This is a genomic window from Streptomyces sp. NPDC059010 (assembly GCF_042740355.1).
GTDB lineage: Bacteria > Actinomycetota > Actinomycetes > Streptomycetales > Streptomycetaceae > Streptomyces.
This window is the reverse complement of the sequence record NZ_JBHYJA010000015.1, coordinates 104,576-129,847: the sequence shown is the minus strand read 5'-3', so window position 1 is coordinate 129,847 and position 25,272 is coordinate 104,576. Positions and strand designations below refer to the sequence as shown.

The following is a 25,272-nucleotide window of genomic DNA, read 5'->3' as shown; positions in this document are numbered from 1 at the left end:
CCTGCCGGGACTGACGCAAGGTCAATCACGAACAGGCAACACTCAAGTTCTCCACAGACGGAGACAACGACGGAAACATCAGATCGTCACAAAAACCGCCGTGAGCAGCGCGATCCCCGACCCCGCCAGCACCCACGCCAACCGCGTCCGGCGCAGACCGCCCGACACGACGACCGACGCCAGCAGCAGCGCACCGCCCAGCGGAACCCAGGCGTACAGAATCCCCGCGGGCCCGGACCGTACGACCTCGTCACTGCCCGGCTTGACCACGACCGTGTACGTCTGCCCCTTGCGTACCGCCACGTTGTCCTCGATGACGACCGACTCGCGCGGCTGCGCACCCTCCGAGACCGGCGTGAAGGGACCGCTGCAGGTGTCCCCGGCGCACCGCGTCACCTCGATCGTGCCGCTCTCCCGGCCCTTGGTGAGCATCACATGGTGCCCGGTGCCCCACGAGGCCCACACACCCGCGATCAGGATCAGCACGGCGACCGTGCCCATCGTCGCGACCCGCCCGAAGCGCAGCGCGGCGGCAGCGCCCTGACTGGAGACAACGGCAGAAGGCATGGCCGCGATCCTTGGCCATGCCCCTGCGCCCGGTCAACCTCGGCCCGTTCGACCGGGCGGACAAGTCAGGAGTTGTACGTGCTTTGCGCCCGCTCCAGCCCCTCGATCACCAGACACTCCACCGCGTCCGCCGCACGGTCCACGAAGTAGTCCAGCTCCTTGCGCTCGGCGGAGGAGAAGTCCTTCAGCACGAAGTCCGCGACCTGCATACGCCCCGGAGGCCGCCCGATCCCGAACCGCACCCGGTGATACTCCGAACTCATCACCTTCGTCATCGACTTCAGCCCGTTGTGCCCGTTGTCCCCGCCGCCGAGCTTCAGCCGCAGGGTGCCGTAGTCGATGTCCAACTCGTCATGAACGGCGACGATATTGCCCACCGGCACCTTGTAGAAGTCCCGCAACGCGTTGAGGGGCCCGCCGGACAGATTCATGAACGACATCGGCTTCACCAGGATCACCCGCCGGTTCAACGGCCCCGGCGGCCCGATCCGCCCCTCGACGACCTGCGCCTGGGCCTTCCCCGCCCGCTTGAACTTCCCCCCGATCCGCTCGGCCAGCAGATCCGCCACCATGAACCCCACGTTGTGCCGGTTCATGGCGTACTCGGGCCCCGGATTACCGAGGCCGGCGATCAGCCAGGGGGCACTCGGGTCGCTCGTCACGTCCATGTCTCCCTTGATACGCGCCAGCCGCTGCTCCCGTCGGGAACAGCGGCTGGCGAACCGATGACAGAGCCGAGGATCACGCCTCTGCCAGACCTGAGGATCAGGCCTCGGCGACCTCTTCGCCCTCGGCGGCCTCGCCCTCCGGGGCCTCCTCGGCCTGCGCGGCCAGGACCTGCAGGACGACAGCGTCCTCCTCGATGGCCAGCGTGGTGCCCTTGGGCAGCGTGATGTCCTTGGCGAGGACGGAGGCGCCGGCCTCCAGGCCCTCGACGGACACGGTGACCGACTCGGGGATGTGCGTGGCCTCGGTCTCGACCGGCAGCGCGTTCAGCACGTGCTCCAGCAGGTTGCCGCCGGCGGCCAGCTCGCCCTCGGTGTGCACCGGGATCTCGACCGTGACCTTCTCGCCGCGCTTGACCAGCAGCAGGTCGACGTGCTCAAGGAAGCCCTTGATCGCGTCACGCTGGACGGCCTTCGGGATCGCCAGCTCGTTGGACTTGCCGTCGATGTCCAGGGCGATCAGAACGTTCGGCGTACGCAGCGCGAGCAGCAGGTCGTGACCCGGCAGGGTCAGGTGCAGCGGCTCCGAGCCGTGGCCGTACAGGACACCGGGGACCTTCGAGTCACGGCGGATACGGCGGGCGGCACCCTTGCCGAACTCGGTACGGGTCTCGGCGGAGATCTTGACCTCGGACATGTTCACTCCTCGTAGAACTAGATGCGGACGTGGTCACCCGGCCACGAACGGCCTGCTACGAAGAGCGCGTCGATAACGGAGCACCGAATCCCGCAGAACAACGGGAACGGCCTCCCTCGCCGAGCAACTGAAGCAGTCTACTCGGAGGGGGAGGCCGTACCCAAAAGGATCTCTACTGCTCGTCGAACAGGCTCGTCACCGAACCGTCCTCGAACACCTCACGCACCGCGTTCGCGACCGTCGGCGCGATCGACAGCACCGTCAGCTTGTCCAGGTCGCGGCTCAGCTCACCCGGCGTAGGCAGCGTGTTCGTGAACACGAACTCGCTCACCCGGGAGTTCTTCAGCCGGTCCGCCGCCGGACCCGACAGCACACCGTGCGTGGCCGTCACGATGACGTCCTCCGCGCCGTGCGCGAACAGCGCGTCGGCCGCCGCGCAGATCGTGCCACCGGTGTCGATCATGTCGTCCACCAGCACACACACGCGGCCCTTGACCTCACCCACGACCTCGTGGACGGTCACCTGGTTCGCCACGTCCTTGTCGCGCCGCTTGTGCACGATCGCCAGCGGAGCGCCCAGCCGGTCGCACCAGCGGTCCGCGACCCGCACGCGACCCGCGTCCGGGGACACGACGGTCAGCTTCGCCCGGTCCACCTTCCGGCCCACGTAGTCCGCGAGCAGCGGAAGAGCGAAGAGGTGGTCGACCGGGCCGTCGAAGAAGCCCTGGATCTGGTCCGTGTGCAGATCCACGGTCAGGATGCGGTCCGCACCCGACGTCTTCATCAGATCCGCGATCAGACGTGCCGAAATCGGTTCACGCCCACGGTGCTTCTTGTCCTGCCGCGCGTAACCGTAGAACGGCACGATGACGGTGATGGAGCGCGCCGACGCACGCTTCAGCGCGTCGATCATGATCAACTGCTCCATGATCCACTGGTTGATCGGAGCCGTGTGGCTCTGGATCACGAAGCAGTCCGCGCCACGCGCCGACTCCTGGTAGCGGACGTAGATCTCACCGTTGGCGAAGTCGAAGGCCTTTGTGGGGACGACCCCGACCCCCAACTGCTGGGCGACCTCCTCGGCAAGCTCGGGGTGGGCGCGGCCGGAGAAGAACATCAACTTCTTCTCGCCGGTCGTCTTGATCCCGGTCACAGCACTGTCTCCTCAGAGGTGTCGCAGCTGGGTGTGCACTTATCACGGTACGCCGTGTTTGACGCACCGGTTTCCGGTCAGTCCTCGCTCTCGACCTGCCGAGACGCCGCCTCGGCCGCCTTCGCGGCCGCACTGCCCGGACGCTTGCGAGCCACCCAACCCTCGATATTCCGCTGCTGACCACGGGCCACGGCCAGCGAACCGGGCGGCACGTCCTTCGTGATCACGGACCCGGCCGCGGTGTACGCGCCGTCCCCGACCGTGACGGGAGCCACAAACATGTTGTCCGAACCGGTACGGCAGTGGGAGCCGACCGTGGTGTGGTGTTTGTCCTTTCCGTCATAGTTCACGAAGACGCTCGCGGCACCGATGTTCGTGTACTCACCGATCGTCGCGTCACCGACGTAGGACAGGTGCGGGATCTTCGTCCCCTCGCCGATCGAGGAGTTCTTGGTCTCGACGTACGTACCGATCTTGCTCTTCGTGCCGAGACGGGTCCCGGGCCGCAGATACGCGTACGGCCCCACGCTCGCCTGTGCTCCCACGACCGCGCCGTCGGCCACGGTGTTGTCGACCCGTGCCCCGGCGCCGACCTTCGTGTCCTTCAGCCGGCAGTTCGGGCCGACCACCGCGCCCTCGCCGAGGTGCGTGGAGCCCTGGAGCTGGGTGCCGGGCTGGACGAGGGCGTCCTGGTCGAACGTGACCGTGACATCGACCCAGGTCGTCGCCGGGTCGACCACCGTGACACCGGCGAGCATCGCGCGGGTCAGCAGCCGGTCGTTCAGGATCCGGCGGGCCTCGGACAGCTGCACCCGGTTGTTGATCCCGGCGATCTCGCGGAAGTCGCTGGCGACGGACGCGCCGACCCGGTGACCGGCCTCGCGCAGAATGCCGAGGACGTCCGTCAGGTACTCCTCGTGCTGGGCGTTGTCCGTGCGGACCTTGCCCAGGGCGTCCGCGAGCAACTGCCCGTCGAACGCGAACACACCCGAGTTGATCTCCCGGATCTCCCGCTGTGCGTCGGTCGCGTCCTTGTGCTCGACGATCTCGGTCACGGCACCGGTCGCACCGTCCCGCACGATCCGGCCGTAACCGGTCGCGTCCGGGACCTCGGCGGTCAGCACGGTGACGGCGTTGCCGTCGGCGGAGTGGGTGGCGGCGAGGCGGGTGAGGGTCTCGCCGGTGAGGAGGGGGGTGTCGCCGCAGACGACGACCACGGTGCCGTCGATGCCACCGCCGAGCTCCTCAAGGGCCATCCGTACAGCGTGCCCGGTGCCGTTCTGCTCGGCCTGTACGGCGGTGCGTACGCCGGGGTCGATCTCGCCGAGATGCGCGACGACCTGCTCCCGCGCGTGCCCCACGACCACGACCAGGTTCTCGGGGTGCAACTCGCTCGCGGCGGCGAGCACATGACCGACGAGACTGCGTCCGCAGATCTCGTGCAGGACCTTGGGTGTGGCCGACTTCATACGGGTGCCCTCACCCGCTGCGAGAACGACGACGGCTGCCGGGCGAATGGCGCTCACGGGATGCCCTTCGGCTGTGGAGGGGGTGGGGTGACATCCGCAGGATACCGGGGCGTTTTGTGGGGGACATGGGAGCGGGTCCCGACTGAGCTGTTGGCAGTCGGGACCCGCGCTTGAGAACTTGCTCCCCCGCCAGGACTCGAACCCGGACAGATGGCACCAAAAGCCACAGTGCTGCCAATTACACCACGGGGGATGGAACCCGACTGAACCGGACGTATGGCCAGGTCGCCGAGTCGGCACCCAACACTATGCCGTACGGGGCGCCTTCCGTGCGACGGTACAGGTCGGCGCTCGCCGTGGCCCCGCGGCCCGCTCTCGCGGTGCCCCGAAGTCGGCGTCCGGGGGCGAACGGTGTGCGATTCGGCAGTTCGAGGGATATCGGGCTGTTTCGCTTACGTTCGGTCACGGAGTGTGGTGTAGGCCAGTCGTCGAAACTCGCCGGAAAAGCGGTACCGGGCGCCCGTAGGCTGGAGGCATGACCACGACGGGGGAAGACCGCGCCGGGGCTCCGCCGGAGGGGGCGGGACCGTGGTGGTGGGGCAGGTTGCGCAGTGCGGTGCTGGACGTGAGTCTGGCCGTCGTGTCCGCGCTGGAGTGCGGGGTCGAGGGGGTTCGATTCGCGAAGGACGCCGGGATACCCGTGGCCGCGGGCGTCGTGTTCGGGGTGCTGGCGGGGTCCGTGCTGGTGCTGCGGCGCCGGTGGCCGATAGCCGTCGTGCTGGTGTCGATCGCGGTGATGCCGGCCCAGATGGGCTTCCTCATGGGCATCGTCGGTCTGTACACCCTGGCCGCGTCCGAACTGCCGCGGCGGATCATCGGCTCGCTCGCCGGGATGTCGTTCGTCGGCACACTGATCGTGACGTTCGTGTGGGCCCGGCAGGACATGGCGCGGGGGAGTCTGACCTTCGGGGACTGGGTGATCCCGTTCGCGTCGATCACCACCGCCCTCGGCATGACCGCGCCGCCGCTGCTGCTCGGACTGTATGTGGGTGCGCGGCGCCGGCTGATGGAGAGTCTTCGGGAGCGGGCCGACTCTCTTGAGCGGGAGCTTCAGCTGCTCGCCGAGCGGGCGGAGGAGCGCGCCGAGTGGGCGCGGAACGAGGAGCGGACCCGGATCGCGCGGGAGATGCATGACGTCGTCGCGCATCGGGTGAGTCTGATGGTCGTGCATGCCGCCGCGCTGCAGGCCGTGGCCCGGAAGGATCCCGAGAAGGCGGTGAAGAACGCCGCGCTGGTGGGGGACATGGGGCGGCAGGCGTTGACCGAGTTGCGGGAGATGCTCGGGGTGCTGCGGAGCGGGGGTGCGCGGGCGGATCGGGCTCAGGGGGCTGTCGTACCGCTCGCCGCTGTGGGGGCGGCCGCCGCCGCCGCGGCCGATCGGGGATGGAGTGCTCAGGACGACGTGGCCGGTGAGGGGCCTTGTCTGTCCGAGCTGGACGAGCTGATCGGGCAGTCGGCCGCCGCGGGGATGGTGGTGGATCTGTCCGTCGAGGGGGAGACGCGGTCGTATGCGCGGGAGGTCGAGCAGACGGCGTTCCGGGTGGTGCAGGAGGCGCTGACGAACGTCCACAAGCATGCGGCGGGGGCGAAGACGCATGTGCGGCTGGCGCATCGGGTGTCGGAGATCGCCATGCAGGTGGAGAACGAACCGCCGCCGGAGGCGTCGTCGGAGTCGTCGGCACGGCTGCCGTCGGGGGGCAACGGTCTGGTGGGGATGAAGGAGCGCGTCGTGGCGCTCGGCGGGGTGTTCGTGTCCGGGCCGACGGATGCGGGGGGTTTCCGGGTGTCGGCGGTGATTCCGGCGGCGTAGCCGCGGGGGCCGGTCACCTGTCCTTGCCGCCGTTCCCGCGCCGTCCCGTCCCGGGTGTCAGCCCGCTGTGAGGCGTACCGGCTCTATCCCCGCGACCAGGCCGGCGAGGGCTTGGTCGATGTCCGGGCCGAGATACCAGTCGCCGGTGTGGTCGAGCGTGTAGACGCGGCCCTCGGTGTCGATGGCGAGGAGGGCCTGGGTGTCGGTCTCGGCGCCGAGCGGGCAGACCTCGGTGTCGAGGGCGCGGCCGAGGTCGCCGAGGGTGCGGGCCATGTGGAGGCCGTGCAGGGGGTCGAAGTGGAGGGTCGCGGGGGCGACCTGGCGGCCGGGGCCCGCGGGGCTGATGTGGAGGCCCCCGAACTCGGCCCAGGCTTCGACGGCGGCGGGGAAGACGGCGTGGCGGTGGCCGGCGGGTGAGGCGTGTTCACGCAGGGCGTCGGCCCAGAACTCGGCCTGCTTGATGTCCCAGCGTCCGGGCTGCCAGCCGGCGGCGCGCAGGGCGGCGTCGACGGGGACGGGGAAACGGGTGGAGGAGGTGCGGTCGGTGTGCATCTGCCCTTCGATCGTCGAGTGGGCCGGAGTGTGCGGCAGCGGTGGGCCGCCCGGCGGTCGTGCGGTCGTGCCGTTGTGCGGTCGTGCGGGTGGGCGGGGGAGGTCAGCCGTCTGCCGTTGTCGGGTCGACGATACGGACGCCGAAGTGGGCGCTCAGGGCGGTACAGGCGCGACAGGGGGCGGCGAAGCTGCCGTGCAGGGGGTCGCCGTCCTCACGGATGCGGCGGGCGGTGAGCTTGGCCTGCTTGAGGACCTTGCGGGCTTCGCCGTTGGTCATGGGTTTGCGGGCGGCACGTTTGCTGCGGGTGGCGTCGGCGGTGGCGATGTGCCGTGAGATGAGGATGGTCTCGGCGCAGCGGCCGGTGAAGCGGTCGCGTTCGCCGCTGGTGAGGGTGTCGAGGAAGTCCTGGACGAGGTGGTGAAGTTCCGGGGGCTGGTCGCCGCGGGCGGCGGTGCCGGTGAGGGTGGCGCCGCGCACGGAGAGGGCGGCGGCGACGGTCGGGAGTATCCCGTCGCGGCGGTGGCGGAGGGCGGGCGCGTGAGGGGTCTCGGTGGCGCTCCAGCCGATGCGGGGGTCGCCGGACCTCGCGGCGTCGGGTCCCGTCTGCGTGGTGTTCATGATCGTCATCCCCTCCCGAGCATCCCCCGGGCATGCTCTCGGACGTCACAGAGTGCCAAATGCCGTGGCGGGTGCGGAAGCTGGGGCGGCGCGACACGCCCGGGTTTGGGCGGGCTGTCACGGCGGGGTGACGGCTGGTCACGGAAGCGGAGGGGGGCATGACCGGCGCCGGTGACCCGTGTCGTCGTACCGCATAGGCTGTCGGCACCGCTTTCCATGCGGTGACGTGTGGACGCAGACGAGACAGTGGATACGGGGCGTTGTGACCGTGTGTGGTCATGGCGGGCCGTATCAGAACGCCGCAGGGGGCAACCGTCATGACGACAGGTCGGCTCGGGCTGGGGGCACCTCCCGGCCGCCAGGCCGCGGGACAAGCCGTGCCGCCGAACGCGGCTTACGCCGGGCAGGTCGTGCATTTCCCGGATCCGGTACGCGCGTCCCGTCACCCGAGAGGAGTACGCGTCGACGACCGTGGTTACCCCGATTTCTCGCCCTACGCGCGTGCGGCGGCGGAGATCGCGGAGCCGCCGGAGGGTTTCGGCGTCGACGAGTTGCGGCTGACGGACTACGTGTCGGCGAACGCGGCGCTGGCCGCGTCCGGGCACGATCTGTGGGACACGGTGCCGGCGGTGGCGACGCCGCACGGCTGGACGTGGCATCACGCGGTGGGTTCACGGCGGCTGGAGCTGGTCCCGGTCGAGGTGAAGGCGCTGCTGCGGCACCACGGTGGGATCGCGACATCGGCGGTGGACCAGAACAAGCGGGGGACGCGGCCGTTGCAGGACACGCGGCCCGCGCATTTCCGGCTGCCGAAGTCGGGTGTGGCGGTGACGGAGTCCCAGGTGCTGGGGGTCGAGGAGGACCTCGGGTACCGGCTGCCGGGCGCGTATCGGTCATTTCTGAAGGCGGCCGGCGGGTGTGCCCCGGTGGGGACGGCGCTCGATCCGGAGCTGGGCCTGCTGGTCGACCAGCCGCTGTTCACGGTGCGGGACGAGGCGGCGATCAATGACCTGGTCTACGTCAACAAGTGCCTGCGGGACCATCTGACCAAGGACTTCCTGGGCGTCGGGTTCGTGCAGGGCGGGTTGCTGGCCGTGAAGGTGAAGGGCGACCGGGTCGGTTCGGTGTGGTTCTGCGCGTACGACGACGCGCGGGACGTGGATCCGGCCTGGCCGGCGCCCGAGCGGGTGGAGCGGTTGCTGCTGCCGTGCGGTGAGGACTTCGACGCGTTTCTGTCCCGGCTGGCGGGTTCTCCGCCGGAGTTGGAGACGGTGGCGAATCTGATGGTGGACGGCGGGTTCGCGCGTGCGGTGCCGGTGGCTTCGGCGTCTTCTGCGGCTTCGGTGGGGGAGTGAGCTTCGCGATGGTGACGTTCGCACAGGCGCAGGAGCGCGCGGAAGAGTGGATCAACGGCGAAGTGCCGTCGTACCAGCATCGTGAGGTGCGGGTACGGGAGTTCGAGCTCGGGTTCGTCGTGTGGGCCGAGGACCGTTCGGACGGACCGCGTTCGGACGGGGGCGACCAGCGGCTGGTGATCGCCCGGGACAGCGGGGAGGCCACCTTGTGGCCGTCGCTGCCGGTGGGTGAGGTGATTCGCCGGTACGAGGAGGAGTACGGCCGTGCGGACGCGGCGGCGGAACCGGCACCGGCCGCTCCGGCCCGGGTGGACCTGAACCAGACGTCCTTCCTGCTGACGCCGCCGGAGTGGTTGCAGGAGGCGGCGGACAAGTTGGGGATCCCGGATCAGCGGGATGGGAGTGGCTCGCGGGCCGGGGATCCGGGGGCTGGGGCCGACCGTTCTGACACGTCTGGCAGTGGTGCGGGCGTGGGTGTGGGGGCGGGTGCCGGTGCGAGTGCGAGTGCCTCCGGCGGTACGGCCGGTGGTGCGCCTGTAGCGCCGGGTACGCCTGCAGCGCCGGGTGTGCCCGATGGGGCGACTCCGTGGGCCGGGACGGACACCAGCATCGATATCGGCGAGGACCGTTCCGTGCCGTTGCCGGAGACGGTGTTCGCGCCGCCGCTGAACGAGGACGACATGACGCCGCCGGACGCGCAGACCGCGCTGATCTCGGGCGGCAGCCGGCTTCCGCCGACGGCGGTCGAGCCGGCACTCGACGAGCCGGACACACCGGGTGCGATGCCGCTGCCTCCGGTTGGGCCGGGTGGGTCGGCGTATGGGTATCCGCAGGGTGCGGGTGGGCCGGGTACGCCGCCGCCTCCGTCCGCACCGTCGGCGCCAAGTGGGTCGGCGTACGGCTATCCGCAGAGTGCCGGTGGGCCGGGTACGCCGCCGTCGGCGCCCGCGCCGGGTGCTACGCCGCCTCCTCCGCCTGGGCCGGGTGCGCCGTCCTACGGTTACCCGCAGGGTGGGCCCGCCGATGGGGCGGGGGTGCCGCAGGCTCCGGGTACTCCGGGGGCTCCCGGTACGCCGGGGCGGTCGCTCGCGCCGAACGCCGGGGACATCGCCGATGCCGCGACGAGCAAGGCGGCGCCTCCGCCACGCGCGCGGGGCGGGGCCACGCCGCCTCCTCCGCCGGGTGCTCCGGGGGTGCCGGGGGCGGGTGCGGGGAGCAGCGCGGGGAGTACGCCTCCTCCGCCGGCTGCTCCGGGCACGCCGGCTGCTCCGGGTGCGCCTGGCGCTCAGGGTGCTCCGGGTACGCCTGCGGGTGGGTATGTTCCGACGCAGCTCGTGTCGGCGCTCGGGCCCGATGGGCCTCAGGGTGCCGCCGGTCCGGGTGCGCCGCAGCCGCCCGGTCCTCCGGGTGCCCCTGGAGCGCCCAGTGCGCCCGGTGCGCCGAACCCGCCCGGTGTGCACCATGCCGCCACGGTGTTCGCCGACCCGAACCAGATGGGCGGCCCGCCGCCGCCGGGCGCTCCTGGCATGCCCGGTGCTCCGGGTGCGCCGAACCCGCCCGGCGCCCCCAACCCGCCCGGCCCTCCGGGTGCGCCCGGCATGCCTGGCGTTCCGCAGCCCCCGGGTGCTCCGGGTGCTCCCGGCGTTCCTGGTGCTCCGCAGCCTCCCGGCACGCCGGGTGGACCCGGCGCTCAGGGTGGCGTTCACCACGCGGAGACGGTGCTGGCCGCGCCCCCGGTGGGCGGCCCCGGGGTGCCTCCGCCGCCACCGGCGCCGGGTGCTCCCGGCGCCCCTGGCGCTCCCGGCGTTGCGGGCGGGCCCGCTGCTCCCGGCATGCCCGGTGTCCCTGGCGCATCTGCCGCTCCCGGTGCTCCTGCCGCTCCCGGAATGCCCGGTGCCCCCGGCATGCCCCCGGGTGCCCCGCAGCCCCCGATGCCGCCCGGTGCCGTACCGCCGCCTCCCGGCCAGCCCGGTCCGGGGCAACCGGGGCAGCCCGGTCCGGGGCAGGCCGGCTCCGGTCAGCCTCCGGCCTACGGCTACCCCCAGCAGCCCCCGGCCCAGCCCACCGTCGGCCCCGGATACCAGGCCGTCCTCCGCTATCGCGCCCAGGACGGCTCGGAGCAGCAGCTGATCCGGCGTTCCGCGCCGGGGACGCCGCACCCGGAGTGGCAGATCTTCCATGAGCTGCGGGGCATGAACGTGCCGCCGGACCAGGTGCTGGAGCTGCACACGGAGTTGGAGTCGTGCGAGCTGCCGGGTGCGTACTGTGCGCGGATGATCCGGGAGCAGTGGCCGCAGGCACGCATCACGTCGATCGCTCCGTACGGCACGGATCACGCGAGCCGGCAGCAGGGCATGCAGCAACTGATCGCCCATCAGGGCGAGTTGCACCAGGTGGCCGACGGGCCCGCCCGCCCGGCACCCGTGCGTGCCCCGCTTCCGCAGGTGCAGGCGGCGCCGCCGATCCCGCCGGAGGGGGTCGCGCAGGAGCTGGCGGCGGCGTTCGGACCCGGCATCTTCCGGTTCGAGCAGGCCGCCGTGTCGCGGCAGGGCGTACCGCCGGTCGTGGCGCACAGCCTGGTCGTCGGCGGGCTGCCGATGGACATGGGCCCGTTCTTCTGGGCGCAGGCCCAGCCGGGGCGGCCCGTTCCGACGCTGGCGGAGCTGGCGCAGGAGCGCGGGGTGCAGCCGGCGTCGGACGCGGGCTCGTACCTCGTCATGGGCAGCGACTTCGGCAGGGCCCTCTGTGTGCAGTACGGGACGGCGAGCATCGTCGCCGTGCCGGTGGAGGCGGGCCCGGGCGGTGCTCCCGTACCGCCGCAGTTCGTGAACACCGGCCTGCCCGAGTTCCAGCGCTGCCTGGCGCTGCTCGGCCGGATGTGGCGGCTGCGCTTCGGTCTGAACCAGGAGCAGGCGGGCCGCTGGACCGTCGACTTCCAGGCTCAGCTCGCCGCCCTCGACCCGGCGGCGCTCGGTTCGCCGGAGAGCTGGTGGTCGGTGCTGCTGGAGCAGATGTGGGACGGCCTGCTGTGACCCCGTCCCCCAGCTGCTTGTCGTGATGTGACATCACCCGGCTGCCGCTGACAGCGGCGTGCGGGGGTGAAAGGGCCGGCTCTCGGTTGTGCGACCGGGGCCGGCCCTTTCGTATGCGCCCGTACGCGCTTTTTGTGGGGGTCTCAGTGCCTCCACCCGTGTCCCATGAGCGGAGTGTCGCGTTATGAACGCTTCCGCCCGATACATCAAGATGTGCGCTAAATCATCATTTTCACATCCGTACCGCGGAGAGGGGCTCCTGGATGAGCGGCGCACCGGTCTCGCTCTACGACTTCGTGGTCGTACGAGGACGCGGCTACCGTCCCGAACAGGTCGACGCCTTCGTCGACGCCCTGTTCCACGACCGTGACGCCGCCTGGGAGCGGGCCGCCCGGCTCACCGTGCTCGCCAAGGAGATGGAGGCGCAGGCGGTGGAGCTGCGGGAAACCGTGGCGGAGCTGGCCCCGCAGACGTACGAGACGCTGGGGGATCGGGCGCGCCGGCTCTTCGAGCTGGTGCAGGAGGAGGCAGAGGCCGTGCGCGAGGCGGCGCGGGAGGAGGCACGGCACACGGCCGAGGAGGCCCAGTCGTACGCCGACGACGTGCGGGACGCGGCCCAGGCCTACGCCGACACCCTGAGTGCCTCGGCCGACGAATGGGCCCGTCAGCGGCTGCTCGCGGCACGCGGCGAGGCGGGCGAGATCCGGATCACCGCCAAGCGTGCCCTGAAGGAGCGGCGCGGGGAGGTGCTCGGCCCGTTGCGCCAGGTGCGGCACCGCACCGACGGGCTGCTCACCGGGCAGGCCAAGGAACAGGCCGAGCGGTGGGCCGAGGTGGAGCGGGAGGCCGAGGAGGGGCTGGCCGCGCTGAACGTGTCGGAGGCGGAGGGCGTCGCGCGCGCCGAGGCCTCGCTGGCCGAGGCGAAACAGGTGCTCGTGGACGCGGAGGCCTCGGCGAAGCGGTTGCAGGCGGAGGCGCAGACGCACGCGACGCAGCTGGTCGAGGCGGCCCGGCAGCGGGCGGTCGAGATCGACCGCGAGACGGAGCAGGTGCTGCGCGAGCACGGGGAGAAGTGGGACGAGGTCCGCACGCACATGGACCAGATGCGCAACAGCCTGACTCTGCTGACGCGTCAGGTGGCCCTTGAGGGCGAGCTGGCGGCCGAGCTTGAGCTGGAGAGCGGCGGCGAAGCCGACAGCGCGACCGGGAGTGATACCGAGCCCGACACCGAGATGCAGGCCACGAAGGGTGAGTGACCCGACCCTTCCCGGGCCGCACCCTTCCCGCCACTCACCGTCGCCCCGGCCCCCCTTGCGCCCGGCCGCTGCCCCGCCTCTCAGTTCCCCCTTCGCACCGCCCCCGCCAGAATCCACCCCTCCACGGACTCGTACTCCCGCCGCTGCTCGTCCGTCTTCCCCCGCCCCGACACGACCGTCCCCAGCCAGCCGAGCAGGAACCCGGCCGGCACCGACACCAGACCGGGTGTCGTGAACGGGAACCAGTTGAAGTCGGCGTCGGGGAAGGCCGCGGCCGGTGAGCCGGACACCAGGTTGGTCCCCGGCATCAGCACGAGCACCACCGCCGAACCGCCGATCAGCGTCCACAGCAGCCCGGCCCTGGTGTACCGGCGCCAGAAGAGGCTGTAGATGAGGGCCGGGGCGATGGCGGAGGCGCCCAGCGTGAAGGACAGGGTCACCAGTGGCTGCAGGCTGCGGTGCTGGACCATCGTCGCCAGCAGGATCGCCGGGACGCCGACCGCCAGCGCCGACAGCCGTGCCAGCGCCATCTCACGGTGTCCGGACAACTCCCGTACCCGCGCGGCGAACAGATCGTGGGCGAGGGAGTTCGCGCAGGCGAGGATCATGCCCGCGACCGAGGCCAGCACGGTCAGGAAGATCGCCGTCGTGACCGCCGTGAACAGGAGGCTCTCCGCGGTCGAGATGTCCGCGCCGAAGGCGGCCCGCGACCCCAGGAGATACGCCGTGTTGCCCCGCGGGTCTTCCCCGGCGATCGCCTCGCGCCCGATCAGCGCCGTCGCGCCGAAGCCGACCACCGTGATCACCAGCACGAACAGCGCCACGCTCGACACCGCCCACGACATGGACCTGCGCACCTGACGCGCCCCGGTCGCCGTGTACATGCGCATCGTGATGTGCGGCAGCACCCCGCCGCCGAGGACGATCGCGAGCTGGGAGGCGATCATGTCGAGGCGCGGATACGGACTGCCCGCGAACTGCAGCCCCGACTGCAGGAACGCCGAACCGACGCCGCTCTGCTGCGCCGCCGTGTCGAACAGCGCGCCCGGGTCCCAGTCGAACCGCCGCAGCATCATCAGGGCGACCACGGCGCCCGATCCGAGCAGCATCACCATCTTCAGCATCTGGATGAGGGCCGTGCCCTTCATCCCGCCGATCGCCGCGTAGCTGATCATCAGCACACCCAGCCCGATGACGCAGCCCGTCTTGAGGGAGTCGCTGGAGAACCCCAGGATGAACGCCAGCAACTGCCCGGTCCCCGCCAGCTGCACCAGCATCAGCGGCACCAGCGCGGCCAGCGTCACCGCGCACGCCGCGACGCGCACGCCCCGCCCCGGCATACGGCGCGCCAGCACGTCGCCCATCGTGAACCGGCCCGCGTTGCGCAGGGGTTCGGCCAGCAGGAACATCAGCAGCATCAGTGACAGGACCGTGCTCAGCGCCAGCACGATGCCGTCGTAGCCGCACAGCGCGACCACCCCGGTCGTGCCCAGCACGGTCGCCGCGCTGATGTAGTCGCCCGCGATCGCCAGGCCGTTGCGCATGGGGGACAGCGAGCTGTAGCCCGTGTAGAACTCGTCCAGGTCGTCCCGGTCCGGGCCCGTCATCACACACAGCAGCAGCGTGATCGTGGCGACGGCAGAGAACGCGACCAGCGACATCGACTGCGCGTTTCCGCTGAAGTCCGTCATCGCCCCGTCCCCCTCTTCCCGGCCTCGCGCTTGGCGTCCACCTCGGACTCCCGTCGGATGCGGTCCGCGAGGGGGTCGACGTAGCGGCCGGCCGTGTACTCGTACAGCCATATCGCCAGACAGGTGACCGGCAGTTGGAGCAGCGCGAGCAGCAGTCCGGCGGGCAGCCCGTCGGCGACGGTGCTCGTCATGAACCCGGGTGCGAAGGCGGACAGGATCAGGAACAGGGTGAAGTACCCGAGCGCGGTGAGCGTCGCCACGCGCCGCTGCCAGCGGTAGGCGGTACGCAGGATCCGCAGATCGCTGTGGTGTCCCAGGGGCGGGTGGTCCGGGGTTCGATGGCGTGGGGGCGTGGGTGGTTCCGGCGGTATGGGGGGTTGCCAGGGGTATGTGGCGGAAGCCGGAGACGTATACGGAGGTGAGGGATACGTCGGCGTGGGGGCCGACGAGTACGGGTCCTGCGGGCGGTACGGGTCGCGCGGGTCGTAGGGGTCGTACGGGGAGGACATCCCGGTGCTCCTTGCGTGGCTCGGGTCCGGTGCGGCGGACCGCAGGGAGGTGGGGGGCGGGCGAGCCATGCACGTTACTTGGGGGTACCGGGAGTGCGCGAGGGTTTCACCAAACTGATCAGTCGGTATGCGCTTACTACGGCATACCCTGCCTGACCTGGGGTGTTACCCCGGTTAACTCGGACTTATGAAGCGGCTGTTGCGCCACGAGAGGCAACCGGCGGTCACGGCGCTACTTGAGGTGAACCAGCGCCACACTCGCGGGCACCTCGCCCCCACCTTCCAGCCTCCCCCTGAACCTGAGCCGACGATCCGTCCGCCGGCTCACCGACCGGCCCGCGACGACCACGAACTCCACGCCGACCCGCCCTCCCACCGGCACCCACACCCGTGTGCCCGCCACCGGCAGCACCGACCACCCCGCCCCCATCGCTTCCGCGGTGACGGTCACATGCCGCCCCGAGTCACCGAAGTTGTAGACATCGACGGTCATGCGCGTACGGCGGCCGAGGCGGTAGCCGTGCGGTGGGGGCGCGTCGCCGTCCTGCTTGCCGGGCGCGGCGCTGCGGGCGGCGTAACGCTGGCTGAGGACGATGTGTTCGGCGGGGGAGAGACGGCGCCGCCCGGAGTGCCCGGTCGCCGGTACGGGAGGCCGATTGCCGGGGGTGCCGGGGGAGACGAGGTAGAGGGGGTCGCGAGAGGCGGTCACGGCCCGGTCGGGCAGCCGACGGCCCATGATGTCGTACGCCCCATCCGTCACCTTGATGCGTACCGGCCGCGTCGCCCACACCACGGTGACCAGCTCACCCCGCCCGCTGTCGAAGACGAACCCCTCGGCACCGGAGGGGAGTCGGGCGGCCCGCCCGACGAACCGGGCCGCACCCAGCAGTGACGTGAGAGCGGCGAAGGCGCTGTACGCGGGCAGCGGGCCGAACTCCCTGTCCATGAGCCCGAAGTACACACCGTCGTCGAGCAGCGGCGGTCCCGCGAACCAGAACTGGCGGGCGTTCCCGGCGGCCAGCCCCTCCACCATCGACCGCACCAAGTACCGGGCTTGGACGCGCTCCTGTGCCGGAGCGAGGTCGCGCGCCTGCCCCGATGCCGTCAGGAAGGCTCCGCACTCCGTCATCCACAGTGGCACGTCATCCGCTCCATGGCGCCGGGCAAGCGCGTGCTGTTCCTCTGCCGCGCCGGGGAACCCGGGGTCGTCCTGGTCGGCCGGATCCGGGTAGCCGTGGAAGGCCCACGCGTCGGCATACCGGACGACGTCGTTCGCGAGCATCAGGTCCTGGAAGGGGCCGGACTGCGCGATGCCGGGGAGGACGACGAGCGGCGGTTCGTCACCGGCGTCCCTGATGCCGAGTGCGGCTGCCTTCACGTACGCGGCGTGGGCGTCGCCGGTGCTACGGGTCGTGTCGACGTCGGGCTCGTTGGAGAGCTGGAGTGCCTCCGGTGCGGCCAGGGCGAGGTGGCGGGCGTAGCGGTAGGCGTGGCGCAGGTCGGCCGGTAGGGGGAGCGAGGCGTCGGTCATCGCCCACTCGGGGGCGGGGGAGAGGACGTCCAGGACCGCGAGGCCGTGGGCGCGCAGGGTGCGGACCGTGCGGTCGTGGCGGGCGGTGTCGTACTCGCCCGGGGCCGACTCCGCCACCGGCCAGGACTGGCCGTCGCGCACCCATCCGGCGCCCATGTCCCGTATGGCGGCGGCGAATTCGGCCAGACGGGAGGGCGGGACGAGGGAGGACGACCAGACGTTGACGCCGAAGCGGTTGCCGGCCGGGGCGGCGACCGCGGGGCGGGCGGGCAGACGCGCGAAGGTGCTGGTCGTGCCGTCGTCGGTGTGGATGCGGTAGTGGCCGGGCGGTAGGTCGGCCGGGAGGGCGACGGTCGTGGTGGTGTGGCCTGCGCGGATGGTCGTACTGCCGTCGGCGACCTGGTGGCCGAAGTAGTCGGTGACGGTGTAGCGGACTGGGTGCGGGCGGGCGGCGTGTCCGTCGAGGGTCAGACGGAGGTGGGCTGGGTCGCCGACGCGATGGCGGCGGACATGGGCCTCGCGGAGAGCCGGGCCGGGCATGGGGCGCAGGGCGAAGTGGTCCAGGGACAGGACATACGCAGTGCTGTTGTCAAGGATCGCGGGCTCGATGACCCGAAACGTGAACGCGTTGTCCCCGCCGCGGAGTTCCCACTCGCCGAGATCCAATTCGGAAAGATCTCCCCAGGCTCGTGACGAGCCGTACCAGTGCGGCTGGGAGCGGGCCAGGTCCGTGAACGGGCCGCCGTTGACGGACAGTTGGAGATACGAGGCGACGGCCTCAGTGTGCGGTGTCTCCACGGGCGCGGTCGCCACGGCGGTGAGCGTGTACACGCCCTCGTGGGGGACATGGACCCGGTAGGTCGCGAACCAGCCGGTGTCCGGCGGGGGCTGCTCGGTCGTGAGCAGCGCGAGATAGCGGCCGCCCGAGGCGCGGCGATCCCGGGCGACCGGGATGTTCGTGCGGGTCGGGGACTCGCCGGGCACGCTGACAACTTCCGGGCCGGCCGCCCGGGCTGTGCGTGTGCCGCCGCCCGTCGTCGCCACCGCCACCGCCGCGCCCACGCCCGCCGCCATCGCCGTACGCCTGTTGAGATCCACGACTCCAGCAGACGCGAACGGACGGCGACGTGGCGTCCTCCCGGAGGGCGGTCCGTCCCGGAACAGGAGGTGGGGGACCTGCCCTAGGTGGTGGGTCGGCGGTCAGCGCGTCGGGTGGGGGAGGAGAGGTGAGCGGAGAAAGCGGATCCCGGGGCGTCCGCCGACGGTGAGGTGCTCCACGGCGGTGAAGGCGTTGCGCTCCAGGACGGCCCGGGACGCGAGGTTGTCCAAGGTGGTGTCCGCGACCAGGGACGTCAGCCCGTACGCCGTACCGGCCACCCGGCACACCTCGGCGACCGCCGCCGTGGCGACGCCCTTGCCCGCCGCTCGTTCGCCGATCCGGTATCCCAGCTCGGCCGATGCGTCGGCCACGTCGACCAGGTTGACCCGCCCGAGAAGGCGGCCGTCGCCGTCCAGTACGACGTGGAAGTGGCAGATCCCGGCGTCCTGTTCGGCCAGCAACGCCTCGTGCCGGGCGGCGAACCCGGCAGGGGTGAAGTAGGCGTCCCCGCGATCCGGCACCGTACGCGCGAAGTACTCCCGGTTCTCCCGCTCGAACGCCACCAGCGCATCCGCGTGATCGGCCCGCAGCCGCTCCAACGTCACCATGAGCCGCAGGATAGGGACACGGACGTGCCCATCCGAACCGATTTACCCGGCAGATCGTCTTGGCAGGCGTGACGTCGACGGTGAGAGCGGTAGCGCCCTGGTGGGCACGGGGGCGGGTGCTCGCCGCGCTCGCCGTGCTGACGGCCGGGCTGCTGGCGTTCCACCGGGTGGTGCCCAACGCCGTGGGGCGGGTGGGGAGCCTGGTGGAAGCCTTCCTGCCGTGGCTCGGCCTGGTGGTCGTAGCGCTGCTGGGGTCGGCCCTGCTGCACCGCTCGGCGCTCGCACTCCTGGCCCTGCTCATGCCGGTGGCGGTCTGGACGTACGACTTCGGCGGGCTGCTTCTGCCCGAGCCGCAGCCACGCGCGCGTGACCTGGTCGTGGTGCAGCACAACGTCAGCGACGAGAACACCGACCCGGCGGGCACGGCCCGCGCCCTGGCCGACGCCGAGCCCGATCTCATCGCGCTGGAGGAGTTGGTGCCGTCGGCGCTGCCGGAGTACGAGAAGGCGCTCGCTCCGGAGTTCCCGTACCACGAGGTCCGCGGCACCGTCGGGCTGTGGTCGAAGCATCCGCTCACCGGTGCTCGGCCGGTGGACATCAAGCCCCGGGGGATCGCGGAGGCCTGGAGCCGTGGGTTGCGGGCCGAGGTCGACACGCCGTACGGCGACCTCGCGGCGTATGTCGCGCACCTGCCCTCGGTCCGGGTGCGGGCGAGCGGCCTCGCGTCCTCCTGGCGCGACGAGAGCGCAGGCCTGCTGGGCGAGGCCGTCGCCGTCGAGAAACTGGGAACGGTGATCCTGCTCGGCGACCTCAACGGCACGGTCGACGACCGTGGGCTGGACCCGCTGACCTCACGGATGAACGTGGCGGAGCGGGGCTTCGCGTTCAGCTTCCCGGCCGCCCTGCCGTTGGCCCGGATCGACCAGGTCATGGCCCGCGAGGCGACGGTCGGCCACATCCGCACGCTGCCCGCCACCGGCAGCGACCATCTGCCGGTCGCCGCGCGCCTCACGCTGGACTGAGGCACACGCGTGTGCCGCGACCTGGGCGGCACACGCGTGTGCCGCCGCGACCGGAGTGCTCGCAGTCAGCTTCCGTCCTCCTTGAGAGCGCCTTCCTTGAGGGCGTCTTCCTTGAGGGCGTCTTCTTTGACGGCAAGGGCCTCGTCCGTGAGTACCGGGAACCGCCTCGGCGCCAGCAGCAACAGCACCAGGAAGGCCAGCGCCGCCGCGCACGACGCGCCCAGATACACGGCGTGCACCGCGTCGGCGATGGCACGCCGCGTGGCCTCCGGTGCCGTACCGCCGGAATCCAGTGCCCGCGTCACCGAGTCCAGGTCGTTCGCGCCGCCGAGCCGCGCCGCCAGCACGCCGTTCGCCACCGCGCCGAAGACGGCGGCGCCCACCGTCTGCCCTGTCTGACGGCAGAACAGCACCGACGCCGTCGCGGTCCCCCGCTCCGACCAGCCCACCGTCGACTGCACGCCCACGATCAGCGGCAGTTGGAACAGCCCCAGCGCCGCCCCCAGCAACAGCATCAGCAACGCCGGCTGCCAGGCCGCCCCGGGATACGGCAGGAAGGGAAACGCCAGCAGGATCAGCGAGGCCGACCCGATGCCCAGCATGGCGGTGTTCCGGAACCCGATCCTTCGGTACACGTGCTGACTCAGCGCGGCCGACACCGGCCAGCTCAACGTCCAGACGGACAGCACGAATCCGGCCGCCACCGGGGCCAGGCCGAGCACCGACTGGGCGTACGTGGGGAGGAAGACCGCGGGCGCCACCATCAGCAGACCCAGCGCGCCCAGCGCCAGGTTCACCGCCGCGATCGTCCGGCGGCGCCACACCCAGCCCGGGATGATCGGGTCGGCCGCCCGGCGCTCCACGGCCACCACGACCGCCGCGAGCGCAAGTCCCGTACCGAACAGCGCGATCGACGGCACCGACAGCCACGGCCACGCCACCCCGCCCTGCACCAGCGCCGTCAGCAGCACGCCCCCGCAGGCGAACACCGCCAGCGCGCCCGCCCAGTCGACACGGGCACGCGTACGCGTACCCGTCGTGTCCGCGGTGTCCGCGGCGCTCGCGTCCCTGTCGGTTTCCCGCCCCGGCTCGTGCAGATGACGCACGATCAGCCACAGCGCCACCGCCCCGATCGGCAGGTTGATGAGGAAGATCCAGCGCCAGTCGGCGTACGCGGCCAGGACCCCGCCCAGCCCCGGGCCGGCGACCGCCGAAACCGCCCACACCGTGGACAACTTGGCCTGGATCTTCGGGCGTTCCTTGAGCGGGTACAGATCGGCGGCCAGGGTCTGGACGGTGCCCTGGAGGGCCCCGCCGCCCAGCCCCTGCACGATCCGGAACGCGATCAGCGCCGCCATGTTCCAGGCCACCGCGCACAGCAGCGAGCCCAGCAGGAACAACGCCGCGCCCGCGATCAGCACCGGCTTGCGGCCGAAGGTGTCGGAGAGCCTGCCGTAGACCGGGAGGGTCACGGTCACGGCCAGCAGGTAGCCGGAGAACAGCCAGGAGAAGACCGAGAAGCCGCCCAGGTCACCGACGATCTGCGGTACGGCCGTGGAGACGATGGTGGAGTCGAGTGCCGCCAGCGCCATCGCGAGCATCAGGGCCGCGACCACGGCTGCTCGCTTCTCTGATCCGGTGTGCTGTGCGGTGTCGCGTATCGCGGGTGTCGTACTGCCCACCGGGTTCCTTCCCCTCGATTTCCCGTGTTGGTGTCCCGTGTCGTTTTCCGTGCCGGTATCCCCGTATTGGTTTCCCCGTGCATCTATCTGCCGCGAACAGCTTCCCACTTGACCCTCACGTCGCGGGAGGGTGGAGCCTGGATGCGTCCGACGGGGGAGACAACCCCTAGAAGTCCTCCACCGGAGGGAGGACAGCCCTTAGGGGTACCTCCGTACTAGGGCTCGGGGAGGCTTCGTACCGGCGGAGGATGAGACATGACCCGGCTCGTCCTTAGCCTGGCTGTACGCCGCTGGGGGGCGGCTGACCGAACCCGCGGGGGTGGGGTTTTCCCCCGCACAAGACGGGGCTGAGCACCAGCGCGCCGGCCCCTCTCCCGCCGCGAGACTGACCGTCGTATCAGTTCTCGTGATTCACCCGCTGAACGACGGATCCACCTGTTGGACCACCCGATTCATTCATTGATCGAAATAGGAGACATACCGTGACATCGGCTGTGACCATTCCCAGGCACGGGGGCACTGGAGGGCGTACGGCCGTTGCCGCGCGGGCGCGGCAGGTCGTCAAGGCGTACGGGTCGGGGGAGACCCGGGTCGTCGCTCTCGACCATGTCGACGTGGACATCGCGCGTGGGCAGTTCACCGCGATCATGGGCCCCTCGGGGTCCGGCAAGTCCACCCTGATGCACTGCCTCGCCGGGCTCGACACCGTCACCAGCGGGCAGATCTATCTCGACGAGACCGAGATCACCGGCCTGAAGGACAAGAAGCTCACGCAACTGCGCCGGGACCGGATCGGCTTCATCTTCCAGGCGTTCAACCTGCTGCCGACGCTCAACGCCCTGGAGAACATCACGCTGCCCATGGACATCGCCGGCCGCAAGCCCGACAAGCAGTGGCTCGCGCGCGTGGTCGACACAGTTGGACTTTCCGACCGACTCAAGCACCGGCCCACCCAGCTCTCCGGCGGTCAGCAGCAGCGCGTCGCCGTCGCCCGTGCCCTGGCCGCCCGTCCGGAGATCATCTTCGGTGACGAGCCGACCGGAAACCTCGACTCGCGCGCGGGCGCCGAGGTACTGAGCTTCCTGCGCAGGTCGGTGGACGAGCTCGGGCAGACCATCGTGATGGTCACCCACGACCCCGTCGCCGCCTCGTACGCGGACCGTGTGCTGTACCTCGCCGACGGCCGCATAGTCGACGAGATGTACAAGCCGACCGCCGACACCGTCCTGGACCGCATGAAGGACTTCGACGCGCGGGGGCGTACGTCATGACCGTCCTGAAGACCTCGATGCGCAACTTCTTCGCGCACAAGGGGCGGATGGCCCTGTCGGCCGTGGCGGTGCTGCTGTCGGTGGCCTTCGTGTGCGGCACGCTCGTGTTCACGGACACGATGAACACCACCTTCGACAAGCTCTTCGCCGTCACCTCCTCCGACGTCACCGTCAGCCCGAAGGGCGCCGAGGACGAGGACGACGGCGCCGGTACGGGCCGGCCGGTCTCGCTGCCCGCCTCCACCGTCGAGCAGGTCGCGGCCGTCGACGGCGTCAAGAAGGCGGAAGGCGCGGTCGGTTCGACGAACGTCACGGTCGTCAACTCCGAGAACAAGAACATGGGTTCCTCCAACGGCGCGCCCACCTTCGCCGGCAACTGGACCCGCAACGACCTGAAGTCTATGGAGATCACCTCCGGGCACGCCCCGCGCGGGCCCACCGAGGTCATGGTCGACGCGGACACCGCCGACAAGCACGACCTCAAGCTCGGCGACGAACTGCGCACCATCGCCGCCACCGGCGACATCCGCGCGCGGATCGTCGGCATCGCCTCCTGGAAGGTGACCAACCCGGGCGCGGCCGTCGTCTACTTCGACACCGAGACCGCCCAGCGCACCCTGCTCGGCGCCACCGGCCGCTTCACCCAGGTCGCCGTCACGGCGGCGGCCGGCGTGAGCGACGCGCAGCTGAAGCGGAACGTCGCCGAGGCACTGGACGGCGCGTCCAGCGGGGCGTCCAACGCGGCGTACAAGATCCAGACGGCCAAGGAGACCGCCGACGAGAACCGCAAGGACGTCGGCGAGTTCATGGACATCATCAAGTACGCCATGCTCGGCTTCGCCGGGATCGCGTTCCTGGTCGGCATCTTCCTGATCATCAACACCTTCTCGATGCTGGTCGCCCAGCGCACCCGCGAGATCGGTCTGATGCGGGCGATCGGTTCCTCGCGCCGCCAGGTCAACCGTTCCGTGCTGATAGAGGCACTGCTGCTCGGCTTCGTCGGATCGGTGCTGGGCGTGGGCGCCGGTGTCGGTATCGCCGTCGGCCTGATGAAGCTGATGTCGATGGCCGGCATGAACCTCTCCACCGACGACCTCACGGTGAAGGTGACGACCCCCGTGGTCGGCCTGATCCTCGGCGTCGTGGTGACGGTGCTGGCGGCCTACCTGCCCGCCCGCCGCGCCGGCAAGGTCTCCCCGATGGCCGCCCTGCGCGACGCCGGAACACCGGCCGACGGCAAGGCCGGCTGGATCCGCGGTCTGATCGGACTCGTCCTGACGGGCGCGGGCGCCTTCGCCCTCTACACGGCCGCCACGGCCGACAAGGCGAGCGACGGCGCGCTGATGCTGGGCGGCGGCGTGGTGCTGTCCCTGATCGGCTTCGTGATCATCGGCCCGCTGCTCGCGGGCGGCGTGGTCCGGGTGATCAGCGCGGTCCTGCTGCGGGCCTTCGGCCCGGTCGGCCGCATGGCGGAACGCAACGCCCTGCGCAACCCGCGCCGCACCGGCGCCACGGGCGCCGCCCTGATGATCGGCCTCGCACTGGTGGCCTGTCTGTCGGTGGTCGGCTCCTCGATGGTCGCCTCGGCGACGAGCGAGCTGGACAAGTCGGTGGGCGCGGACTTCATCGTCATGCGCGGTCAGCAGGGGATCGTCCCGGACGCCGAGAAGGCGATGCGGCAGACGCCGGGCCTGGAGCACGTCAGCCGCTCCAAGGACATCAAGGCGACGCTGACCTCGCCGGACGGCAAGGCCGACGACACGGGGCTCACGGCCGCCGACCCGACGTACGCCGAGGACCTGCGCCGCAAGACGACGGAGGGCACCCTGTCCGCCGCCTACGGCAAGGACGCCATGTCGGTCGGCTCCGACTACGCCACCAAGCACGGCGTGCACGTCGGTGACACCATCTCCGTCGCCTTCAAGGGCGGCGAGACGGCGAAGCTGAAGGTCGCGGCCGTCACGGACGACGACACCTCCTTCGACCAGGGCGCGCGCTACATCAGCATCGAGACGCTGCAGAAGTACCTCCCCGCCGACCGGATCCCGCAGAGCGACATGCTGCTCGGCAAGGCGAAGGACGGCCAGGAGACGGCGGCGTACGCGGCCCTGAAGAAGTCGCTGCACGACTACCCGCAGTACCCGGTCCGCGACCAGACCGACTACAAGGAGGAGCTCAAGGACCAGATGGGCCAGCTCCTGAACATGATCTACGGCCTGCTGGCCCTGGCGATCATCGTGGCGGTCCTGGGCGTCGTGAACACCCTGGCCCTGTCGGTGGTCGAGCGGACGAGGGAGATCGGCCTGATGCGCGCGATCGGCCTCTCCCGCCGCCAGCTGCGCCGCATGATCCGCATGGAGTCGGTGGTGATCGCCCTGTTCGGCGCCCTGCTCGGCCTGGGTCTGGGAATGGGCTGGGGCGCGACGGCCCAGCGGCTCCTGGCCCTGGAGGGCCTGAACGTCCTGGACATCCCGTGGCCGACGATCATCGGGGTCTTCATCGGTTCGGCGTTCGTGGGACTGTTCGCGGCGCTGGTCCCGGCGTTCAGGGCGGGCCGGATGAACGTACTGAACGCGATAGCGACCGAATAGCCACCGCACACGGGGGTTGCGGGGGACGGGCCC

At 71.0% G+C, this 25,272-nt stretch carries 19 protein-coding genes and 1 tRNA gene; 7 read left to right on the top strand and 13 right to left on the bottom strand.

Features of this window, described 5'->3' with window-relative positions:
- Positions 1–78: 78 nt before the first annotated feature.
- The 6 genes from ACFWYS_RS18310 to ACFWYS_RS18285 all read right to left on the bottom strand — a co-directional run bounded on the left by ACFWYS_RS18310 (position 79) and on the right by ACFWYS_RS18285 (position 4,804).
- Entirely contained in the window at positions 79–567 is a 489-nt protein-coding gene (locus ACFWYS_RS18310; protein WP_384769423.1) for a hypothetical protein, read from the bottom strand.
- Positions 568–632: 65 nt separating this feature from the next.
- Complete coding sequence (pth, locus tag ACFWYS_RS18305) at positions 633–1,235, bottom strand: aminoacyl-tRNA hydrolase (RefSeq protein WP_384769420.1); 603 nt, start codon at positions 1,233–1,235, stop codon at positions 633–635.
- A gap of 97 nt (positions 1,236–1,332) precedes the next feature.
- A complete protein-coding gene (locus ACFWYS_RS18300) occupies positions 1,333–1,929 on the bottom strand; it encodes a 50S ribosomal protein L25/general stress protein Ctc (RefSeq protein ID WP_384769418.1) in 597 nt (198 codons plus the stop codon).
- Positions 1,930–2,101: 172 nt separating this feature from the next.
- Positions 2,102–3,082: a ribose-phosphate diphosphokinase gene (locus ACFWYS_RS18295; RefSeq protein WP_384769415.1), complete on the bottom strand. Its 981-nt coding sequence runs from the start codon at positions 3,080–3,082 to the stop codon at positions 2,102–2,104.
- A gap of 77 nt (positions 3,083–3,159) precedes the next feature.
- Positions 3,160–4,608 (bottom strand): bifunctional UDP-N-acetylglucosamine diphosphorylase/glucosamine-1-phosphate N-acetyltransferase GlmU, encoded by a 1,449-nt coding sequence (glmU, locus tag ACFWYS_RS18290; RefSeq protein ID WP_384769413.1) that lies wholly within the window; start codon positions 4,606–4,608, stop codon positions 3,160–3,162.
- A gap of 124 nt (positions 4,609–4,732) precedes the next feature.
- Positions 4,733–4,804, bottom strand: a tRNA-Gln gene (locus ACFWYS_RS18285).
- Positions 4,805–5,086: 282 nt separating this feature from the next.
- Here ACFWYS_RS18285 and ACFWYS_RS18280 point away from each other — a divergent pair.
- Positions 5,087–6,421 carry a sensor histidine kinase gene (locus ACFWYS_RS18280; protein WP_384769410.1) on the top strand — a complete coding sequence of 445 codons (1,335 nt, stop codon included), beginning with the start codon at positions 5,087–5,089 and terminating at the stop codon, positions 6,419–6,421.
- A gap of 57 nt (positions 6,422–6,478) precedes the next feature.
- On the opposite strand, the gene ACFWYS_RS18275 is transcribed toward ACFWYS_RS18280, so the two are convergent.
- On the bottom strand, positions 6,479–6,973 hold the full coding sequence (locus ACFWYS_RS18275) for an SUKH-3 domain-containing protein (RefSeq protein WP_384769407.1): 495 nt from the start codon (positions 6,971–6,973) through the stop codon (positions 6,479–6,481).
- A gap of 103 nt (positions 6,974–7,076) precedes the next feature.
- Positions 7,077–7,601 carry a YwqJ-related putative deaminase gene (locus ACFWYS_RS18270; protein ID WP_384769404.1) on the bottom strand — a complete coding sequence of 175 codons (525 nt, stop codon included), beginning with the start codon at positions 7,599–7,601 and terminating at the stop codon, positions 7,077–7,079.
- 308 nt (positions 7,602–7,909) lie between these two features.
- Between ACFWYS_RS18270 and ACFWYS_RS18265 the strand changes: the two genes are divergently transcribed.
- From ACFWYS_RS18265 to ACFWYS_RS18255, 3 genes are all read left to right on the top strand, one after another.
- Positions 7,910–8,947 carry an SMI1/KNR4 family protein gene (locus ACFWYS_RS18265; protein WP_384769401.1) on the top strand — a complete coding sequence of 346 codons (1,038 nt, stop codon included), beginning with the start codon at positions 7,910–7,912 and terminating at the stop codon, positions 8,945–8,947.
- A gap of 8 nt (positions 8,948–8,955) precedes the next feature.
- Positions 8,956–11,979, top strand: a complete 3,024-nt coding sequence (locus ACFWYS_RS18260) for an SUKH-4 family immunity protein (protein ID WP_384769398.1) — start codon at positions 8,956–8,958, stop codon at positions 11,977–11,979.
- 263 nt (positions 11,980–12,242) lie between these two features.
- Positions 12,243–13,235 (top strand): cellulose-binding protein, encoded by a 993-nt coding sequence (locus ACFWYS_RS18255; protein WP_384769395.1) that lies wholly within the window; start codon positions 12,243–12,245, stop codon positions 13,233–13,235.
- 80 nt (positions 13,236–13,315) lie between these two features.
- Here the strand turns inward: ACFWYS_RS18255 and ACFWYS_RS18250 are convergent, their stop codons facing one another.
- The 4 genes from ACFWYS_RS18250 to ACFWYS_RS18235 all read right to left on the bottom strand — a co-directional run bounded on the left by ACFWYS_RS18250 (position 13,316) and on the right by ACFWYS_RS18235 (position 18,673).
- Positions 13,316–14,926, bottom strand: coding sequence for a cation acetate symporter (locus ACFWYS_RS18250; RefSeq protein WP_384769393.1), 1,611 nt, complete (start codon positions 14,924–14,926; stop codon positions 13,316–13,318).
- Positions 14,923–15,435 (bottom strand): DUF485 domain-containing protein, encoded by a 513-nt coding sequence (locus tag ACFWYS_RS18245; RefSeq protein WP_384769390.1) that lies wholly within the window; start codon positions 15,433–15,435, stop codon positions 14,923–14,925. Before ACFWYS_RS18245 ends, ACFWYS_RS18250 begins: the two co-directional genes overlap by 4 nt.
- A gap of 232 nt (positions 15,436–15,667) precedes the next feature.
- On the bottom strand, positions 15,668–18,064 hold the full coding sequence (locus ACFWYS_RS18240; protein WP_384769387.1) for a hypothetical protein: 2,397 nt from the start codon (positions 18,062–18,064) through the stop codon (positions 15,668–15,670).
- A 102-nt stretch (positions 18,065–18,166) separates the two neighbouring features.
- Entirely contained in the window at positions 18,167–18,673 is a 507-nt protein-coding gene (locus ACFWYS_RS18235; RefSeq protein WP_384769386.1) for a GNAT family N-acetyltransferase, read from the bottom strand.
- Between the two features lie 68 nt (positions 18,674–18,741).
- Between ACFWYS_RS18235 and ACFWYS_RS18230 the strand changes: the two genes are divergently transcribed.
- Entirely contained in the window at positions 18,742–19,695 is a 954-nt protein-coding gene (locus tag ACFWYS_RS18230; protein ID WP_384769383.1) for an endonuclease/exonuclease/phosphatase family protein, read from the top strand.
- Between the two features lie 65 nt (positions 19,696–19,760).
- Here the strand turns inward: ACFWYS_RS18230 and ACFWYS_RS18225 are convergent, their stop codons facing one another.
- Entirely contained in the window at positions 19,761–21,377 is a 1,617-nt protein-coding gene (locus ACFWYS_RS18225; RefSeq protein ID WP_384769380.1) for an MFS transporter, read from the bottom strand.
- Positions 21,378–21,859: 482 nt separating this feature from the next.
- Between ACFWYS_RS18225 and ACFWYS_RS18220 the strand changes: the two genes are divergently transcribed.
- Together ACFWYS_RS18220 and ACFWYS_RS18215 are read left to right on the top strand one after the other, a co-directional pair.
- Positions 21,860–22,648: an ABC transporter ATP-binding protein gene (locus ACFWYS_RS18220; RefSeq protein ID WP_384769377.1), complete on the top strand. Its 789-nt coding sequence runs from the start codon at positions 21,860–21,862 to the stop codon at positions 22,646–22,648.
- On the top strand, positions 22,645–25,239 hold the full coding sequence (locus ACFWYS_RS18215) for an ABC transporter permease (RefSeq protein WP_384769374.1): 2,595 nt from the start codon (positions 22,645–22,647) through the stop codon (positions 25,237–25,239). Before ACFWYS_RS18220 ends, ACFWYS_RS18215 begins: the two co-directional genes overlap by 4 nt.
- The last annotated feature ends 33 nt before the right edge of the window (positions 25,240–25,272 follow it).